The sequence below is a fragment of the Hymenobacter segetis genome, from assembly GCF_054776495.1.
This window is the reverse complement of sequence record NZ_BAAHBV010000002.1, coordinates 508,080-525,636: the sequence shown is the minus strand read 5'-3', so window position 1 is coordinate 525,636 and position 17,557 is coordinate 508,080. Positions and strand designations below refer to the sequence as shown.

The 17,557-nt window shown below is 63.6% G+C and carries 8 protein-coding genes; 3 read left to right on the top strand and 5 right to left on the bottom strand.

The genetic code is table 11. The features are described from left to right. Nucleotides 1-71: 71 nt before the first annotated feature. Both ACYU70_RS12770 and ACYU70_RS12765 read right to left on the bottom strand, forming a co-directional pair. Nucleotides 72-4,523: an ATP-binding protein gene (locus tag ACYU70_RS12770; protein ID WP_342301635.1), complete on the bottom strand. Its 4,452-nt coding sequence runs from the start codon at nucleotides 4,521-4,523 to the stop codon at nucleotides 72-74. Further along, nucleotides 4,524-6,146, bottom strand: coding sequence for a hypothetical protein (locus ACYU70_RS12765; RefSeq protein WP_342301636.1), 1,623 nt, complete (start codon nucleotides 6,144-6,146; stop codon nucleotides 4,524-4,526). Nucleotides 6,147-6,408: 262 nt separating this feature from the next. On the opposite strand from ACYU70_RS12765, the gene ACYU70_RS12760 reads away from it, so the two are divergent. Then, the gene (locus ACYU70_RS12760; protein ID WP_460616001.1) at nucleotides 6,409-7,080 is read left to right on the top strand and encodes a hypothetical protein; all 672 of its coding nucleotides are present in this window, start codon (nucleotides 6,409-6,411) and stop codon (nucleotides 7,078-7,080) included. Between the two features lie 42 nt (nucleotides 7,081-7,122). Here ACYU70_RS12760 and ACYU70_RS12755 read toward each other — a convergent pair whose 3' ends face one another. From ACYU70_RS12755 to ACYU70_RS12745, 3 genes are all read right to left on the bottom strand, one after another. Next, complete coding sequence (locus ACYU70_RS12755; protein WP_342301375.1) at nucleotides 7,123-8,364, bottom strand: DUF2264 domain-containing protein; 1,242 nt, start codon at nucleotides 8,362-8,364, stop codon at nucleotides 7,123-7,125. A 27-nt stretch (nucleotides 8,365-8,391) separates the two neighbouring features. After that, nucleotides 8,392-9,513: a glycoside hydrolase family 88/105 protein gene (locus tag ACYU70_RS12750; RefSeq protein ID WP_342301374.1), complete on the bottom strand. Its 1,122-nt coding sequence runs from the start codon at nucleotides 9,511-9,513 to the stop codon at nucleotides 8,392-8,394. Between the two features lie 190 nt (nucleotides 9,514-9,703). Next, nucleotides 9,704-13,990, bottom strand: coding sequence for a hybrid sensor histidine kinase/response regulator transcription factor (locus ACYU70_RS12745; protein ID WP_342301372.1), 4,287 nt, complete (start codon nucleotides 13,988-13,990; stop codon nucleotides 9,704-9,706). A gap of 344 nt (nucleotides 13,991-14,334) precedes the next feature. Here ACYU70_RS12745 and ACYU70_RS12740 point away from each other — a divergent pair, with 344 nt between their 5' ends. Together ACYU70_RS12740 and ACYU70_RS12735 are read left to right on the top strand one after the other, a co-directional pair. Next, complete coding sequence (locus tag ACYU70_RS12740; protein WP_342301370.1) at nucleotides 14,335-16,209, top strand: glycoside hydrolase family 35 protein; 1,875 nt, start codon at nucleotides 14,335-14,337, stop codon at nucleotides 16,207-16,209. A 2-nt stretch (nucleotides 16,210-16,211) separates the two neighbouring features. Continuing rightward, the gene (locus ACYU70_RS12735) at nucleotides 16,212-17,369 is read left to right on the top strand and encodes a glycoside hydrolase family 43 protein (protein ID WP_342301369.1); all 1,158 of its coding nucleotides are present in this window, start codon (nucleotides 16,212-16,214) and stop codon (nucleotides 17,367-17,369) included. Nucleotides 17,370-17,557 lie beyond the last annotated feature (188 nt).

The window sequence follows — 17,557 nt, the reverse complement described above, 5'->3', positions numbered from 1 at the left end:
TTTAGCTGGACAATTGAGAAGGTAATGGAAAAATAAAGGCTCAGAATGAAGCGCCAGCCGTCATTGGCCGGCTAGTTCACCGAGCCGTTATAATCGGCGGGGGTGGTTAGCTCAATTTCGTCGTATTCGCGCCAGCCGTCGCCGGGCGTAGTGGTTTTCAGGTGGGCCCAGCCCATCAGGATGTAGTTGTAGTCCAGGTCTTCGAGGCCCACGGCCTGAAATTCGGGCATCTGGCTTTTGGCCGCGTAGCATCTGTCGGCCAGGCTGTAGCCGATGCACTTGGCGTACAGGTCGTTGGCGGCGTTGCGCTCGTCGGTAGTCAAATTCACCAGCCGCCGGGCAAAAGGTACCAGCACCTCGGCCTGATTATCGATGGCGTAGGGCCGCCAGTAGAATACGGACAGCAGGTTGCCGGACACCAGACGCGGCCTTTCCTTCTGCTTCTCGCCCACGTAGGCACCCACGGTGGCCAGGGTGTAGTCGTGTAAGAACTTATCCAGCAGGGGCTGGGCACGTTGGTTATTCGTGAGCATGGCCTGCTCGCTGGCCCTTATTTTGGTGATGGTGGTCATGGGCTCGCCCAGCGCATCGGCCAGCGCGAAGGCGGCGGCTACTTGGCCCTCGTGCGCCAGCGCCGTCGCCAGGTCGGAGAAAGCTACTTGCAGCGGGATTCGGCTGAAAGCGGGCTGGCCGCGAAGCCGTTTGGTGAGCGGGAGCAGCGTGTCTAGCAGGCCGGGGCGGGTTAGCGCACGGTGGCTTTGCAAGGTTTCGGAGAGGCGGAGCAGCAGGGCGTTGCGCTGCCGCCGGCGGGCGTTATCGGGGAGCAGGCCGGGCTGCGCGATGGCCCGAATCCAGGCCAGGTTGGGCCGGTACTGGGCGGAGCGGGACAGGGCTTCGGAAAACAGCGAATTGGTGCGGGCGTTGGAGTAGCGGTCGGGCAACGCTGCTTCCACAAAGGCCACGCTGTCGAGAAGCTGCACCACGGCGCGGTCGGGCCGGGCGCTGCGGGCTTCGTGCTGCAGCTCATACCGAAAAAATGCATCGAACGAACAAGTATAGTAGGTTTCGAAAGCCAAGGTTTTGGGGCGGATGGGCAGCTGCAAATACACCAATGGGCTTTGCGCACCCGTGCTCGCCACCGTGGTGCCGCTTAGCTGGTGCGAGAGTTGGGTCGGGGCCAGATTCCACTCAAAAGAGTTAATCTGATGGAGGTTTTTATGCTTGGCATTCGGGGCAGCGCGGCCTCGCCGGGAGCGCGCATCCTGGCCCGCGAGGTGCTGCTGGAGTTGGCCAAGCGTGCGGCTGAATTGCTCGAACGACGCCTGTGCTGCCGCCGGCTGGTGCTTTATTTCGGCCAGATAAGCGCCCTGCATCTTGCTCAGGAAAGCGCTCAAAAACAGCTCGTCGCGGATTTTGTAGAAGGATTCCGGTACGCCATCGGCCAGGTGGTGCTCTTCGCTTTCGATGAAGATGGATTCCTGGTGGGCAATGGCCTGGCTGGCCTCGCGCAGGGCCCCCCAGGCCTTGTCGCGACTGGCAGCCGGCACCGAGAAGCTCACGCGGTCGGCGTTCAAATAGCCGGGGTCGACGCCGCCGAGGCGGATGGCATCGGCCCGGTTCAGGTTGGCAATGGTAGCCTTCTGGCTCACATCGAACACCTGCTGCACGGGGGCCACGCTGAGCAGGCTGTACGTGGTGGCCGCGAATAACTCATTGAAGGTGACGCCGCCCACCTGTGCGCAGGCATTCAGCAGCTGGTGCGTGTTGGCGGGGGTGAGCAGCTCGTATTTCACCAGATACGGCACCAGGGCAATGCCGCCGTTGGCATCGGTGAGGGTGAGGGGCTGGCGGCGCATGGTGTCCAGGCATTGGGCCAGCTGCGGCAGCTGGCGCAGGGCTGCAAAGGCCATCGCTGCCGTGAGATAGCCGCCGCTGTGCGGGGTCCGGCTCTCGCGGGCATACAGCGTGCCCGTGGGCGGAAACAGCCGGTTGAACTGCCCGACGGTACCGGGGTCAAATGGACTCAAACCAGTCAGAAAAGTCAGCTCGGCGGGGCCATCGGTGCCCTGGCCCAGCAGCACGCGCAGGCAAAAGCCGAAGGCCACCGGGCTGGGCGCGGGCAGCGCCGTAGTGGGCGTTTGAATTTCCTGCTGCACATAATCGCGCAGGTTGCGCAACAGCTGTTGTTTGGTAGCTGCGAAGTGCTGGCGCTCCGGCAGCGGCATTCGGCCTGGCACCGGCCGGGCCGAATGCCGCTCGTCCCATATTAAGTAGTGAGTGAGGGCCATGATGGTGCGGGCCGTGAGCACGGCCACCCGCCGCTGTGGCTCGCTGAGGGTGGCCGCGCCGACGGTGGGCCGGGCAATGCTGCCAGCCCGTGCCAGGCGGCGCTCCAGGTCGTGCAGCACGGGCCGGATGTAGGGGTTTTCGCGCGCCACCGTGTCGTATTCCACGTTGCTGAGGCCGCCGTACATGCTCAGCTCAATGTCCAGGGCCAGGGTGTCATTGGCCAGCGAATCAAGCATGTGGGGGAAGGCGTAGTCGCGGGCCGCCCGGCCGCTGAGCCAGGGACGGTAGAGGTTGTTCTTGAGCCGGTCGGCGTTGATGAAAAAGGCCGCCATGTCGCGCACCGCGATGAACGGCGGCTTCTGAAACTCCCGGTCCCGGTCGAAATAGCCGTTCACGATGGAGTAGGTCACGTAGTCGCTCTGCTGGCGGCGGTGGCGCACGCCCAGCCACACCAAGGCCAGTAGCAGCGCCGGCAGTAGCACGGCCGCCGCCAGCCGCCACGCGCCGTAGTGCGCCACCAGCAGCGGCACCCGCAGGCGGCGGCGACTGGCCCGGAGGTAGCGCGTAAGCACGTCGTTCTGGGCGGCGGCCTGCTCTTCGCGCAGCGTGGCATCGGCCGTAGGGCTGGCTTCGAGGTAATAGGCCAGCCAGTTGGCCGCGCCTTTTTTGCCGGCGTGCCACTGGGCAAAAAAGGTATACAGACCAATGGGCAGCAGGAAGCCGGGGCTTTCATCGTTGGCCTGCCAGCGGCCCGCCTGCTGCCGGAAATTCTCCGCGATTCGTACGTCGGCGGCCTCGGCGCTGGCCCAGCGGGCCAGGTGCTGCCAGTTCCGAATCAGGCTTTCGTGGGTGAGGTCGAGCACGGCATCGGGCGGGAGCACGGCGCGGTCGTCATCGTCTTCGCTCAGAAAAGGGGAGAGAAAGGTGGTGCCCGCCGCCCGGAAGGGCCGCAGAATGTGGCACACCACCGGCCAGGGCAGGTTTTCGTCGTCGATAATAGCCGTGATTTGGGCCCCCGTGAGGCGGTTGCGCACTACGCGCTTGCCATCGGTGCGCGTGAGTACCCGAAAGGTCTGCTCAATCACCCGCTCGGCGGTGCCTGGCGACAGCGGGGGGCTGAAGTCACGGTTGTACAGCTCGTTGGCTTCGGCATAGAGCTGGTTGGCGTGGGCATCGAGCACGTTGAGCAGCGAGGGGTTGGCCAGCAGAAAATCGCGCTGCTGGGGTGGCAGCGTGGTTTGCCACTGCGCAAAACGCGGCTGGTCCTCGGCCGGCAGCTCGTCGCTGAGCCCGCCCACCATGGCGTAGTGGAGCAGGTCCATTTCCTCGCGGCCCTCATCGGCGGCCAGCCAGATGCGGCGCAGCGCGTGCTGGAGCACCGGCAACTGGTCCTGGCCGTGGCCGATGTCATAGAGCAACCGCTGCACCAGCCGCTCGCTGATGCGGTTGCCGCTGAGCAGCGCCGGCTCCCGAATCACTTCCACAAACTCGTGGCGCACCAGCCGGGGCACGAAATACTGGCTGGCCCCAATCTGCTCAATCAGGCCCCGGAACTCGGCGCACTGGCCCACGAAATCGGAGCGCATGGTGCACACGATGTAGATGGGCAGGCCCTCGGCCCGGGCCAGGCGGGTGGTTTCCAGCAGCAGGTTCACCACGGTTTGGGCGGCCGCGTTGGGCGTTTCGCCGTCGTAGTTTTCGGGGTTGGTGAAGAACTCCTCGAACTGGTCGACGACTATCAGCAGGTTGGCGGCTTCGCGCTGGTGGCGGCGCTCCTCGGCCGGGCTGAGGCCCGGTGGGGGCGGGGCGGGGCACAGCGCCGACGTTTTATAAAGCTGCACCAGCGCCGAAAACCCCTGCTCCAGCTCGGTCTCGATGGCCCCGTGGCCGGGCAGCCGCAGGGCCGTGGCCAGCGCCTGCGAAAGGTTGCGCAAGGGGCTGCGCTCGGGCCGGAAGGTGGCCACGGCCCAGCTGCCGTAGCGCGCCCGCACGAAGCCGGCCCGCACCTCGGGCAGCAGCCCGGCAAACACCAGCGACGACTTGCCATCGCCCGACGCCCCGGTTATCATCACAAACCGCCGCTCGGCCAATAGATCCAGGCACTTGGCGACGTGAGCTTCACGGCCCCGGAAATAAATGGCCTCGTCTTCGGTAAAAGTGCGCAGCCCGGTGTAGGGGCAAATGGGGGCGTCGAGTCCGAACAGGGACGACGCGGCGGCGGTGGAAGCGTCCATTTAGGCCGGCAGGTTGAGTTGCTGGAACACGCGCCGCACTTCCTCGCTCACGCCCAGATGCGGCTGAATGCGCGAAATGACCTTCGGGGCCTTGAAGCCGTGCATGCGGTTCAGCACCGGGTCGTCTTCGCCCACAAACAGGATGGGCGTGGTGGAGCCCGCCCCGCCCACCAGCCGCCACACCTGCTTCACGAAGGGCAGGGCCCAGCCAGCACTGTGCTTGAAATACACCACCGCCAGCTTGCTTTTCGGAATGGCCCGTACCGTGATGTCCTTGTACAAATCCTCGCTATCCGGCTCAATGGTGAGGATTTCCAGCGGGAATTCCTCGCTCAGCCGGTCGGTGATGGCATTGGCTTCTTCCAAATCCATCTCATTGAAAACGAAGAAAATATCTGTCTCTTTTTCAATGACAGCGGCCGGCGGAGCCGCTTGGCGCAGGCTGCTGCGCAGGTCCTCCACCAGCTGCATGGCGCTGGGCGCGTTCGTGAAGGTGCACTGCTCGGTGAGTTCGTTGCGGATGGTGTTCACGAAGGCTTTTTGGGCGGGCTTCACGGCCAGGGCCTCGTCGGGGCAGTACCACACAAACTGCCGGAACGCCGGCCGGCTGCCGGCCACCCGCCGCGCCTCCTGATAGGCAAACATCGGGAACGAGCACTCGTCGTCGTCCTCAAACCGGCGGCCAAACTCATTGCCCAACAAGTGCAGCGCACACACCGCCGAGGCCAGCGCCTCCTGCGTGCGCAGCCGGAACTCGTTCTCATCCAGCGGGCAATCAGAAGTGGGGACTACATGCAGGCCGGCTTTGGTGCACACCAAAGCCAGCTCCTCACGTCGGGCGGCCAGCTCCTTCGAGGTCCAGGCCAGGAAAACCACCGGGCCGTTAGCGCGCGCGGCGACTGGCGGGGCCGAAGCAACAGGAGCAGTTGGTGTTGCCTCCGATACCGGCGCGGCTGGCGGTGCCCAGGCCGGCGCATCCTGCAGCCCTGGTGCCACCGGGGTTGTTGCTGCGGGGGCGCTCTGTTGCTTGGCGGCGGCCACCAGCTCCTTGATGGCGTTGGCTACTTTGTTGATTTGGTTGCGGTAGAGCAGGCCGCCGGTGGGGCGGGGCAGCTCGTCGTCTTTGGCGCGGAGGGGGCGGTTCACGCCCAGGTCCTGGTACACGAAGTCTATCGTGCGCAGCGGGCCGCCCATGGTGTGCTCCAGCAGCTGCACATCGGTGGCATCGAGGTTGTGGATGCGCAGGGGCAGGATGCGGCAGCCCACGTTGCCGCTGGGCAGGCGCAGGTGCAGGCCCAGGCGGTCGGCGCTGGCCTGCTGGAGGAAGGGCAGAAACTCGTGCTGCCACGAAAACCGCGTGGTGTCGCAGTAGGTCTGCGAGATGAGCGGAATCAGGATGAAGGAGCGCAGGCGGTGCGCCAGGCTGGGGCCTACCATGTGCGTATCGCCCAGGCCGTCGGTGCGGTCCTTATCGAAATAAATGCTCAGCCGCTCCTTGATGGTGGCCGCCAGCTCCTCCTGCAACCGGGCCACAAACTCGGTCACCCAGCCATCGAACAGGTTGTCGTTGTGCCGGTAGCTGATGAAAATATCGTACTCGAACTCGGGTAGCAGGGCGGCCATAAGGCGGGTAGCGTTGGAAAAGAAATCGGCCTAAAGTTGCTGCCATCTCAAATAGAGTGGGGTTTATCCTATATAGCCGAGGTGCAAGGTAGCAGTTGCCCGCGTTTTGCGGAGAGGCGGACTGAGAAAAGCAGTTGACCCTGGTCGGTGCCAGCCGTAGAAGAACCTGTTTCCGGTTCTGCCGCCGGCCGGCCTGAACTCGGGTTAATATGTTTTGCTGCTCCGGCGCAGCTTTTTGCTGCTCCTCAATATGGTCGATAATATGCCAAATAACAGTGCGTTGACTAGTGGCGTCTTAGCCATTGGCTTTGTGGGCAAGCGCCTGCTGCCGCCGGGGAGGGAGGGGGCTTTGCGCGCCACGCTCGCGCAGGTGCTCGACCAATTAGAAGCCGAAAATCCCGGTCGTGAGCTGCTGGGCATATCGTCGCTGGCGCTGGGGGCCGATACCGTGTTTGTGGAGCTAATGGCGGAGCGGGGCAGCCGGCCGGCCGCCACCGGCCGCCCGGCCTACGCGCAACTAATATTCCTGCCCACGCCGCCCGCCGGTTTCTTCCTGCCCGCCGACTTCTGCCTGGGCGATGAGGCCGCCACCGACCCCGCCGTTCGCTCCCGGATGGCCCACTCAGAAAGCCTCCTGAAAGGTCCAACGGTGCAGGAAGTGCGCATCGTCGGCACCAGCGCTGACCGCGACGAGCGGTTTGCCGAAACGGCCTTCGCCATCGTGCACGCCTGTGACGTGCTGCTCGTGGCCTGCACCCAAGCCGACTACAACGCGGCCCTCAACCTGGATTCGACTGCCCCGCTGGCCCGCGGCGGCTCGGCCGAGACGTTGCAGTACGCCCACGCCGAACATAAACCGGCCATCGTACTGCTGGTGGATGCACCGGGGACGACTGCGCGGCTGCCCATCAAGCTGGTGAAGCCGCTGGCTTAGTAGAAAGACATGGCGCGAGCTTACCGTGCTTGCCAGCCGGCCTCACAGCGCGTGGTCAGTCTTCACATCCTGGCCCGACCAGATTTGGCGGGCAGTCCAGTCTTGCGCCGGGCTGGTCCAGAATGGGTCGCTCGCAGGCAGCCCCAGCGGCAGAAAGGCGGTGGTGCATAGGTACAGGCTGCCTGTCGAAATGTAGGTTTCGCCGATGCCCGGCTGGTGCCCGCACAGCCCGATTTGCAGCCAGCCCTGCGCGTCGAACGTGCCTTTGGGCTCCATCGTGCGGCGAATAACGGCCGTGAGGGCGCTACGCACCTGCCCGGCGGGCAGCTCAGCCGGCAATAATTGCTGCAAACTGACCTGGGCCAGATGTTGAAAGGCCCCGCAGCGGTACGCCAGCGAGCGCCCGAAGGCCGCAAATGAGCCATCGGGGCCAATCAGCCGCTCCTGCACGGCGGCGTAGCGCCGGGCACGGGCCTGGAGGCGCTCCAGCAGCTCCTTGTTTTCCTTGCCGGCCGCTACCAGCGTGCCCACCACATCCAGCAGCATGGGCTGGATGACGTAGCTGTTGTAGTAGTCCCAGTGAAAATCGGGGCCGTCGCCGTAGGTGCCGTCGCCCTTGTACCAGGTCTGGTGCTCCTTGATGGCGTAGTCCATCCGCATCAGGTCGCCGCTGCCCGTGAATTTGAGCAATGCCGCCTCAATGATGCCGCTGAAAAGCAGCCAGTTGCTATACACCGGCTTGATAACGCGGCTGCTTTGCAGTGCCTGCACCAGTTGCTGCTGCGTGGCAGCGGGCAGCTTCTCCCATAGCTGCGTAGGTGCCCGCAGTAGCGCGTGAGCCAGGAAAGCCGCATCCACCACGGGCTGGCCACCCTGCGTAAAGTTCAGAAAACCGGGCGACTGCGGGTCCACGGCGTGGGCGATGGACTGGCGGGCCTGTTCGGCGGCGCGCTGCTGGCGGGCTTGCTCGGCGGCCGGCACGTCGGCCAGTTCCAGCCAGGGGGCCAGACCGGCCAGGGTGCGGCCCAGCGCTTCGAGGTGCGTGACGCGGCGGCGGCCGTCCTGCTGCCCGGCGGCCGATTCCACGGGCATGGCCGTTTTAAGCGTGCCTTCGGCGCCGGCTTTCAGAACCGGCTCTACGATGCGCAGCAAAATTGTCATCCAATAGTCGCGGTCGGCCACTGGTTTGGGGGGCAGCGTGGCCTCGATGGGCCGCGCCACCGCTGGCAGCGAAAGCGCCGACAGGCCGGCCCCAACTCCGGTAATAAATGAGCGTCGCTTCATAGGTAGCAGGGCTGGAAGGGCGCTAAATCAACGCTTGAGCTTGATAACTTCCGAGCCGGCCAGCAGGAAGGCCCCGGTGCCGTACACTTCCCAGCTCTCGGCCGAAAAGTCGCGGCGTGGGTCGGCCCCGATGGGCTGCACCCAGCCCACGCGGCCTTCGGGCGATACCACTTTATTGAGCGCTACCCAGGCTTTTTGCACGGCGGGCAGGTAGGTGGCCTGGTCGAGAATGCCGTTGTTGATGCCCCAGGCCATGGCGTAGGTGTCGAACCCCGAGCCTGAGGTTTCGCCGCCGGGGTAGGCGGCCGGGTCGAGCAGGCTGGAGCGCCACAAGCCGTCGGGCTGCTGCAGCTGCACCAGCCGGGCGCTCATTTCTTTGAACAAATTCACGTAGAACGGCCGCGTGGGGTGGTTTGCGGGCAATTCCTGGAGAATCTGGACCAGGCCGCCCATCACCCAGCCATTGCCCCGGCTCCAGAAAATACGCTGGCCGTTGCTCTCCTTTTTGCCCTCGCCGGCTTCGCTCCACAGATAAGAGGCATCGCGCGAAAACAGGTGCTCCTGATGGTTGAACAGCCGCCGGTAAGTTTGCTGATACAGCGTGTCGCTCAGTGCCACGTATTTGGGCTGGTTATCCAGCAAACCCAGCTTCACCAGCACGGGCGGACCCATAAAAAGGGCGTCGCACCACCACCAGGCAATGCCGTTTTTCGCCACTTCCGGGCCAGGCACGGTGCGGAATTTCTCCACCACGGCCAGGGTGGGCTCAATCATGCGCCGGTCCTTTTTCAGGCGGTAGAGGTTGAGGTAGGTCTGGCAGATGACAATGTCGTCGGCGTGGTCGTAGCGGCGGTCGGGCTGCCATTTGGTGCGCTCGCCCATGGCCATGAGCGAGTCGAGAATCAGCTTCGACTTGGTGGTCTGGTACGCAGCAAACACGCCGGAGTAGAACGCGCCGTTGGTCCAGTCGGTGACCTTATGCTTGGGGTGCGCCAGCTGCCACTTGGTGGCTTTCAGCAACTGCTGCTTGATGAACTTGGGCTTGAAAACGGCCTTGTCGGCGGCAGTCATTTCTTGGGCGTGGCCGGCGCGGCCGAGGCCCAGGGCCAGCAGCAGCCCGCAGGCCAGCGGACGAAGAGAAAGGAGCATATGGGTGGGGCGGGGGAGTGAGGCCGGCTGGATTTGGCGGCGGCGAAATCTGACCGCAATACTAGGGTGCCACGTCGGGATTTGGCGGGGACGTTTTGGGAGATTAGAGGGGCGGTTTTCGTCTGGGGGTTTGGAGGAGTGCTGATTATCAAGTGGGACGTGATGCGGTATGCACCCTGACGCCGCCACCTCACCCCACCGCTTCCGCCGACGCAGCTTCCCGGCCCTGCCGGTGCTGCTTGGCATATTCGGAAGGCGACACGTTATAGATTTTTTGGAACGCCTTGCGGAAATACTTCGCGTCCTCAATACCCACCTCAAAGGCTATTTCTGACACACGCATCTGGGTTTGGGCCAGGAGTTGGGCGGCGCGTTTCATCCGCACGTCGCGGATAAATTCCACGGCCGTCTGGCCTGTGATGCTCTTGATGCGGCGGTAGAAAACCGACTGGCTCATGGCCATTTCCTTCACCAGTACCTGCACGCTGAACTCGGAGTTGTCGAGGTTCTGCTCCACCACGGCCATGGCCTGTTCCAGAAATTGCCGGTCGGCATCGGCCACCACAATTTCAGTAGGCTCCAACAGGATGTGGCGCTGGTAGTATTCGTGCAGCTTGCGGCGGTTGCGCAGCAGAGTGCTGGCTTTGGCTTGCAAGATGCTGGGATTGAAGGGCTTGCTCATGTACTCATCGGCCCCCATGCCGAGGCCTTCGAGCTCGTGGGTTTCGGCTGTGCGGGCCGTGAGCAGCAGCACCGGGATGTGCGCCGTTTTGGGGTGCTGCTTGATTTTCTGGCACAGCTCCAGCCCGTCGCTGCGCGGCATCATCACGTCCGAGATGATGAGGTCGGGTAGCTGGGCCAAGGCCTTGTCCCAGCCTTCTAGGCCGTCTTCGGCGGTCAGGACTTCGTATTCGCTATCAAACAGTTGGTGCAGGTAGGTGCGTAGCTCGTCGTTGTCTTCCACCACCAGTAGGCGCGGCAGGCGGGCGGTGGCGGGCTCAATTTCGGTTAGCTCCGGCTCAGTTAATGGGGCAGTTTCGGATTCGATTTCGGCGGGCAACGGGGCCAACTCGGCCGGGCTGGCATCCGGCATAGTCTCCTCATTCTGAATGTCTTCGGGTTGTAAATGCTGCCGGCCGAAGGGCAGGCGTAGCTCAAACGTGGTGCCCAGCCCTTCGCCGCTGGAAGCGGTGAGCGTGCCACCGTGCCGCTCAGCAAACTGCCGGGCCAATGACAGGCCGATGCCCGTGCCCGTCATGCGCAGCGTGTTGGTATGCGAGGCCTGATAATAGGGGTCGAAGATGCGCTCCAACTCGTAGTATTTGACGCCCACGCCGTTGTCGGCTACCGTGATTTTCAGGTAATTGCCCGTGAGGCGGCCCTTGGTGTACACAGCCTCGCCACCGGGGTTTCCCACCGGCGTGGCGGCCAGTTCCACCCGGCCGTTGGGGCGGGTGTACTTGAAAGCGTTGGCCAGCAGGTTGGTAAGGATGATTTCCAGCTTGCTGCGGTCGAAGTAGAGCGGCACGGGGTCAGTGGGCAGGTCGAGCACGTAGCGTACGCCCCGCTCCTCGGCCTTGAGGCGGAAGGTGGCGTAGAGGTCGGTGATAAACTGCACGGTATCAGCGTAGCTGGCGCGCAGGGGCACGTTGCCGGTTTCAACTTTGCGGAAGTCGAGCAGCTGGTTTACCAAGTCGAGCAGCTTGCGGGTTTGCTTGTGCATAAGGCCCACTTTGTCGCGCAGGTTGGGCACCGGGCCGGGGCTGCTCATTATCTCCTCCATCGGCCCCAGTATCAGGGTTAACGGCGTGCGCAGCTCGTGCGAAACGTTGGTGAAAAAGCCCAGCTTGAGGCCGGTCAGCTCCTTCTCCTTCTCAGTCTGAAACTGCTCCAGCGCCACCCGGTTTTTTAGCTTCTGCTGAGCAATTTCGATGCGGCGGTACAGCGCCAGCCCGCCCAGCAGCACCAGGGCATAAAGGCCATACGCCCAGCCGGTTTTGTACCACGGTGCGCGCACATCGAACTGCATGGTGGCGGCTTTTTTCGACCACGCGCCCTCGCCGTTGCTGGCCTTCACCTCAAACGTGTACTGGCCCGGCGGCAGGTTGGCGAAGCTGGCCGTGCGCTGGCCGGGGGCCGGGTACACCCAATCCGGGTTGTAGCCCACCAGCCGGTAGGCGTAGCGGTTTTTCTGCGGGTTGGCGTAGTTCAGCCCCACAAATTCCACCGAAAAGTCATTCTCCGAAGCCCGGATGGTCACCGTTTGGGGAGTCGACAAGGGCTGAGGCAGAACGATATGGCCGTTGAAGGGCTTGCCCACGGCCACGGGCTGGTTGGCAATGCGCAGGCCCGTGAGCTGCACTACCGGCGCGTAAGGATTGGGCTGAATGGCGTGCGGCTGGAAGTAGCTGATGCCGTTGATGCCCCCGAAATACAGCGTGCCGTCCTGCGCCCGGGCGGCGGCCCCAATCTTGAAGGCGTTGCTTTGCAGGCCGTCGGCCACGTCGTAGCGCAGGTAGCTTTTGGTGGCCGGCGTGAAGCGGTAGAGGCCGGTACCCCCAATCCAGAGGTGACCCTCATCATCGGCCAGGATGCTTTCCACGTCGGTTTCGGGCAGATACTTGGCGAGGCTGCGCACCGTTTCGCGGCCCCGCGCATCGGCGGTGAGCTGGTGCAGGCCGCCGCCGATGGTGCCAATCCAGAGGGTGCCGTGCTCATCAAGCAGTAGCGGCCATATGTAGTTCACACGCAGGCCGTCGGCCGAACTCGGCGTGGCTTTGAACTGCTTGAGCAGCACCAAAGAATCAGCCGTGACGCGCAGTTTCAGCAGGCCCGCATCCACGGTGCTGGCCCAGAGCACGTCCTGGCGGCGGTCGTAGAGCAGGTAGGTAAACTGGTCGGTGGGCAAAGCGCTGTGGCCCTTGCGGTACGCGCCGAGAAACTTGCCCTCGGGGCTAAGGCGCACCAGGCCGGCCGTGAACGTGGCCGCCCACAGCGTGCCAAACCGGTCCTCAGCCATGGCCTCCACGCTGGCGCTGGTCAGGTCGGGGCCGTTGGGCAGCTGGCCGTAGGTGCGCAGGGTTTCGCGGCCGCCGCTGCGCGTGAGGCTGCTGAGTCCGTTGGTGCGCGTGCCAAACCAGAGGGTGCCGTTGCGGGTCTGGAAAGTGGAGGCCACATCGACACCGCGGGTCGCGCCGGCCCACTGCTGGTTGAGGTAGCTGTGGGTGGTGTGGTGGGCTAAGTCGTAGCCATACACCCCGTTGCGGGTGCCCGACCACAGAGTGTTGCGCCCCTCCTCCTTATAAACGGTGTTGATATAGTTGTTAGCCAGCGTGGAGCCGCCTGCCAGCTGCTGGCGCAGCCGCCCAAACGGCTTCTGCCGCAGGTCCACCTTATTCAGCCCACCTGCTGATGCACACAGCCACATTATCTGGTTGCGGTCCTCAAAAATCTGGTGAATACGCTCCGAGTTGATGCCGAAAGGCTCATTATCCTGCGGCAGCAGCAGGGTGGGGGCGGGGCGCAGCGGCGGGGCCGTGCCGGTCACGGCCCCCGCCTCCCACACGTACAGGCCATAAATAGTGCCTACCCAAAGCCGTCCAAACGAGTCCAGATTCAGGGCTTGCAGAACAGGGTAGGTTTGCGGCTGCGGGTGGGCGCGTAGCTCGCGCACGGTGCGGCGGTTGGCCGCGCTCACCCACAGCACCTGCTGGTCGGCCCCAATCCAGAGGTCGCCGCGGTGGTCGATGTGCAGCACGCGCACCGGCTGATTTAGCTCAGTGGGCTCAGCCATCAGGTCTTGGTTTTCAGGCCGAATCACGCGCAGGCCGTGGTTGAAGGTGCCCACCCAGACCTTGCCTTCCGCATCGGTGGCCAGGCTGGTTACATTGTATTGCTCAGCGGGTTTGCTGGCTGGCGGCGGCACCTGGCGCAGTTCGCGGAGGTGGCCCTGTTGGTCAAAATTCAGCATAAACAGCCCCTCGGTGGGAGTGCCGGCCCAGAGCCGGCCCTGCTTATCTGAAGCCAGCGCGGCGATGCTGCACTGCGACAGGCGTTGCATCAGCGGGCGAAAAGCTGCTGGTACCTGCTGCTCGTTGTAGTTCAGCAGACGGTCGGCGGCGGCATCGTAGAGGCCCAGGCCGGCACGCTCGGTGCCGGCCCACAGGCGGCCATCGGGGGCCACGTGCAGGGCCTTGATGCGGTTGCCCGACACGCCGTTGTGCGGATTGATGGGCAGCATGTACTGCTTGAGGTGGTAGCCGTCGTAGCGGTCGATGCCCCGGTTGGTGCCCACCCAGATGAAGCCGGCGCGGTCCTGAGCCACGGCCATGCCGTCGGAGTGCGACAGGCCCTGGTCCACGGTCAGGTGCTCGAAGCGGAAGGCGCTGGGCGCTACGTCCTGGGCCTGCGCACTTATCCCCAAGAGCAGAAAGAAAAGAAAGCGGAAAGCCCACTTGAGGGCGTGTGAAGCCTGCATGTTTGGGTGGGATTTAGATGCAGAAAGAAGGAGGCCGGAAACTGTAAACGGACAACTTAGGGGGTGGCTGATTTACTCAGACTGCTCCCAAGTTGCCCGGCAAGGTAACCGTTTTGTAATCGGATTGCATCCTGTGCTTTCCAGGAAAGCTGAGGGTATGTTTTTATGGTTCGGGAGCCAATTACACCCGCCTTTTTAACGAAAATACCCCCCGGCACCCGTGTAACCCGCCGGTAGTTTTGCCTTCGCAATCATCCCTAAAAGGCTCAATAGCATACGGGATGTGGAGTGCGGGGTCGTACCCTACTCTAAACGGAAAGCCTACCCAATTAACAATACCGAACGTGCCCACCCTTTCCTCGTTTTCCCGTCAACTGTTGCCCCTGCTGATTGTGGCCGGCTTGGGCCTGGCCGGTGCGCCACCCAATCCGCCAGCCGCCCACACCTTCGGCCTTTCCGCCGATAATTTCATGCTGGATGGCAAGCCATTTCAGATGATTTCGGGCGAGCTGCACTACCCGCGCATTCCCCGCGAGGCCTGGCGTGCCCGCCTCAAAATGGCCAAAGCCATGGGTCTGAATACGGTAGGCACCTATGTGTTCTGGAACGCGCACGAGCCCCAGCCGGGTAAGTATGACTTCACGGGCAATAACGACGTGGCCGCCTTCGTGAAGATGGCTCAGGAGGAAGGCCTCTGGGTGGTGCTGCGCCCCAGCCCCTACGTGTGCGCCGAGTGGGAATTCGGCGGCTACCCCTACTGGCTCCAGAATGTGCCCGGCCTGAAAGTGCGCAGCCAGGAGCCGCAGTACGTGGCCGCTTACCGGCGCTACCTGCAGGCCGTGGCCAAGCAGCTGGCCCCGCTGCAAGTCAACCACGGCGGCCCCATCCTGATGGTGCAGGTGGAAAACGAGTACGGCTCCTACGGCTCGGACAAAGCCTACCTGGCCTCGAATAAGAAGATGTTTGAGGAAGTCGGTTTCGATGGCCTGCTCTACACCTGCGACCCCGTGAAGGATGTGGCTGCCGGCCACCTCGACGGCCTGCTACCCGCCGTTAACGGCACCGATAAGCCGCGCCAAATCAGGCAGCTGGTGAATGCTAACCACGGCGGCAAAGGCCCCTACTACGTGGCCGAATGGTACCCGGCGTGGTTCGACTGGTGGGGCGCACCGCACCACACCGTGCCCGCCAGCAAGTACACGCCCGGCCTCGATTCGGTGCTGAAAGCCGGTATGTCCATCAACATGTACATGTTCCATGGCGGCAGCACGCGCGGCTTCATGAACGGGGCCAACTACAAGGGCGACAGCTCGCACTACGAGCCTCAGGTGAGCAGCTACGACTACGACGCGCCCCTCGATGAAGCTGGCAATGCCACGCCCAAGTTTCTGGCCTTTAGAGAAGTGATTGCCAAATATCGGCCCGCCAGGCAGCCGCTGCCGCCCGTGCCCGCCGCCCGCCCCAGCGCTGCCCTGCCGGCCCTGCAACTCACCAAAGCCGTGAGCCTGCTCGACCGCCTGCCCGCGCCCGTAGCCAGCGCCACGCCCCTCACCTTTGAGGCCCTGAAACAGGCCTATGGCTTCGTGCTCTACCGAGCCACTGTGCCCGGCGGCGGCACCAAAATTCTGAAGCTGAATGACCTGCGCGACTACGCGGTAATCATGGTGAACGGCCAGCGCGTGGGCACACTCGACCGCCGCCTGCGGCAGGACCAGCTGAAATTGACCCTGCCCGCCGGCCCGGCGCAGCTCGATATTCTGGTGGAAAACATGGGCCGCGTCAACTTCGGCGAATACCTGCTCCAGAATACCAAAGGCATCACCAAAAGCGTACAGCTGGACGGCAAGGAGCTGAAGGACTGGCGCATGTACGGCCTACCCTTCGACCAAGCCCCGGCCGTGGCCAAAGCCGCCGCAGCCGCTCCGGCCGCCAGCAGCGGGCCGGTGCTGCGCTCGGCCACCTTCACCGTTGCCCAGCCCGTGGACACCTACCTCGACCTGCGCAGCTGGGGCAAGGGCAGCGTGTGGGTGAACGGCCACAACCTGGGCCGCTACTGGGCCATCGGCCCGCAGCAAACCCTCTACGTGCCCGCCGAATGGCTGAAAAAAGGAGCCAATGAAATCACAGTGCTGGAGCTGCTCAAGCCCCGGCAGACGGCGCTGCCATTTCTCAATTATTCCATCCTCAGTGAGTTGCAGCCGGCAGCGGCTAGCCTCTAGTTATGAAAAAGTCTCTCCTGATAACCGCGTTGCTGGCGGTGGCCGGCCTGGCTCAGGCGCAGCAGCGCACGGCTTTCGAGCCGGGCAAGGTGTGGCCCGACAACAAAGGCACGCACCTGAACGCCCACGGCGCGGGCGTGCTCTATGATAAAGGCCGCTACTACCTGTTTGGCGAACACAAGATTGTGGGGCCGAAGGGCAATAGCGCCCAGGTGGGCGTGCACTGCTACTCCTCCAAAGACCTGTACAACTGGACCGATGAGGGCATTGCCCTGGCGGTGGCGCCCGCCGGCTCGGGCTCCGAAATCGAGCAGGGCAGCATCATCGAGCGGCCCAAGGTGGTGTTCAATAAGCAGACCGGCAAGTACGTGATGTGGTTCCACCTGGAGCTGAAAGGCAAGGGCTACGCCGCCGCCCGCACCGCCGTGGCCGTGAGCGACAAAGCCACCGGCCCGTTCCGCTACGTGCGCTCCTACCGCCCCGGCGCGGGCCAGTGGCCGCTGGGCTTCAACCCAGAATGGAAAAAGCCCGTGCCCAACGAGGCCAGCCTGAAAGGGTGGACCCCTGAGTGGAAAAAAGCCGTGGCTGAGGGTCTGTTTGTGCGGCGCGATTTCGAGCCCGGCCAGATGGCCCGCGACATGACCATCTTCGTGGATGACGACGGCAAGGCCTACAACATCCATTCCTCCGAAGAAAACCTGACGCTGCATGTAGCCGAGCTGACGGCTGATTACCAGGGCTTCACGGGACGCTGGAATACCATTGCGCCGGCCGGGCACAACGAGGCCCCGGCCATCTGCAAGCGCGGCGGCAAGTACTACCTCATCACCTCCGGTTGCACCGGCTGGGCGCCCAATGCGGCGCGTTCTTTCGTGGCCTCGTCCATCTGGGGGCCGTGGCAGCAGCTGGACAATCCGGCCACCGGCCCCGACGCCGACTCCACCTACCACTCGCAGAGCACTTACCTGCTGCCGGTGGCGGGCCGCAAGGATGCCTTCATTTTCATGGCCGACCGCTGGACGCCGAAGAACCCCATCGACGGCGGCTACATATGGCTGCCGCTGCGCTTCGAGGGCGACCAGCCCCGCCTGCAATGGGCCGACCGCTGGAACCTGAGCGCGTTCGATGCGGCCGGTGCAAAACGGGGCGTCAATCCTTAGCTTGGAAGACCGCAATTCAGCGGTCTGGAAGGCCAATCCCTACTGTTAATAATATAAGTATCATGTTATTAATACAATGGTTGAATTTCCACAATCGATTGTCTGGCTTGGAGGACCAATTAGACCCCCTTTTTTGCCTAAAAACACCCCGGATTCTGCTTAAACAGCCCGGTACTTTTACCTCAGAA

What these genes read in the sequence shown, in the direction of transcription:
- ACYU70_RS12770 (WP_342301635.1), bottom strand. Translation starts at nt 4,523, where the DNA reads ATGGACGCTTCCACCGCCGCCGCGTCGTCCCTGTTCGGACTCGACGCC.
- ACYU70_RS12765 (WP_342301636.1), bottom strand. Translation starts at nt 6,146, where the DNA reads ATGGCCGCCCTGCTACCCGAGTTCGAGTACGATATTTTCATCAGCTAC.
- ACYU70_RS12760 (WP_460616001.1), top strand. Translation starts at nt 6,409, where the DNA reads ATGCCAAATAACAGTGCGTTGACTAGTGGCGTCTTAGCCATTGGCTTT.
- ACYU70_RS12755 (WP_342301375.1), bottom strand. Translation starts at nt 8,364, where the DNA reads ATGAAGCGACGCTCATTTATTACCGGAGTTGGGGCCGGCCTGTCGGCG.
- ACYU70_RS12750 (WP_342301374.1), bottom strand. Translation starts at nt 9,513, where the DNA reads ATGCTCCTTTCTCTTCGTCCGCTGGCCTGCGGGCTGCTGCTGGCCCTG.
- ACYU70_RS12745 (WP_342301372.1), bottom strand. Translation starts at nt 13,990, where the DNA reads ATGCAGGCTTCACACGCCCTCAAGTGGGCTTTCCGCTTTCTTTTCTTT.
- ACYU70_RS12735 (WP_342301369.1), top strand. Translation starts at nt 16,212, where the DNA reads ATGAAAAAGTCTCTCCTGATAACCGCGTTGCTGGCGGTGGCCGGCCTG.